Source organism: Rhodoferax sp. RT5P35 (assembly GCF_056521385.1).
In genome coordinates this window covers 1-677 of sequence record NZ_JBWMAX010000393.1, presented here as the reverse complement: position 1 = coordinate 677, position 677 = coordinate 1, and the positions used below count along the sequence as shown (strand labels likewise).

Below are 677 nucleotides of genomic sequence, written 5' to 3'. Positions count from 1 at the left end.
CCGGTCACGCCGCGTGGTGCTGCACATGCCGGTGGATGTGCGCAGCTTTGCCCTGGGGCTGTTGGCCCTGCTGGCCAGCATCTACACCCTGCACTGGGCGGCGGCGGTGTTTATTCCGATCATGGTGGGCATTCTGTCCAGCTACGCCCTGTCGCCGGTGGTGGACTGGTTCCATGCGCGCCGGGTGCCACGCGCATTGAGTGCGGCGGTGCTGCTGCTGGGCATGATTGGCGGCGTGGGCGGACTGGCGTACTCGCTCAGCGACGATGCCAGCAAACTGGTCGAGCAACTCCCCGCCGCCACCCAGAAGCTGCGCAGCGCCCTGCGCACCCTGCCCGGCGCGCCGCGCAACACCTTGACCACCGTGCAGCAAGCCGCCTCGCACCTGGAAAAGGCCGCCGAGGAGACCAGCCGCTCCGTGCCCATCGGTCCGGGCGTGCAACGGGTGCAGATCGTCAAGCCCCGGTTTGACATCCGCGACTACGTGTGGGACGGCAGCCTGGGCATCGTGGGCCTGCTGGGGCAGCTGGGCACGGTGTCGCTGATCACCTTTTTCCTGATGGCCTCGGGCGACAGCTTCCGGCGCAAGCTGGTCAAACTGACCGGCCCCACGCTGAGCCGCAAAAAGATCACCCTGCAGGCGTTGAACCAGATCAACGAGCAGATCCAGCGCTACA

The 677-nt window shown here is 66.9% G+C and carries 1 protein-coding gene; it reads left to right on the top strand.

Annotated features, from left to right (window positions below):
- Window positions 1-677: AI-2E family transporter (locus AC097L_RS26585; protein WP_479589682.1), on the top strand; the 677-nt coding region annotated here is incomplete at both ends.